The sequence below is a fragment of the Pseudomonas sp. DE0010 genome (assembly GCF_007680745.1).
GTDB classification, from domain to species: domain Bacteria; phylum Pseudomonadota; class Gammaproteobacteria; order Pseudomonadales; family Pseudomonadaceae; genus Aquipseudomonas; species Aquipseudomonas parafulva_B.
In genome coordinates, this window is record NZ_VEJQ01000056.1 from 1 (window position 1) to 611 (window position 611).

Sequence of the window (611 nt, forward strand, 5' to 3'; positions counted from 1 at the left end):
AGGTCGTTGGCCAGAGCCTTGTTGATCTGAACAGTGAACGTCGGCTTGACGTTCTCAGCAACGGAGTTCTGGTCAGCAGTAATAGTGACCAGCACCAAATCGCCTTGGTTACCCGTCCCCGGGGTACCCGAACCTGGCTCGTCGGTAACTTCTGTGCTGACCTGGGTTTTATCCAGCGTCAGTTGCTCGAACTTCCAGGCATCCGCACCGCTAACCGATTCGATCGAGTTCACGACGGCAGGGTTCGTGCCCACATAAACGTTGTCCGGCGCAGTAGCGTTGGCCGAACCTACGGTGCTGTTGGCAGGAACCACCACGGTGGTGCCGTCTTTGAGGTGGAAGTACAGCTCTGCGTGGTTGTTGATCGGCAGACCATCTTTGTTGGTCAGCGTCACGGTGTAGGTTATCTCGCCGCCTTCGGCAACCGAAGTAGTCGCGGTGAGCTTGGCCACAACTTCGTCGATGGTATCGGTAACTTTGACCGAGGCATCATTACCCAGCTGCAGGTTTTCGAAGGTACGGCCGCCAGCATCGGCTGCCGACTTGATGCCCAAGCTGATTTCGCCCGAGTCTTTGTAAACGTCGTCGCCTTGCGCCGCGTGCTCGTAGGA

General features: G+C 57.1%; 1 protein-coding gene. It reads right to left on the reverse strand.

What is annotated here, in order from left to right; all coding sequences use genetic code 11:
• Positions 1-611, reverse strand: a 611-nt coding sequence (locus tag FS767_RS21580) for an immunoglobulin-like domain-containing protein (protein ID WP_144968146.1), incomplete at both ends; no start/stop codon positions are given.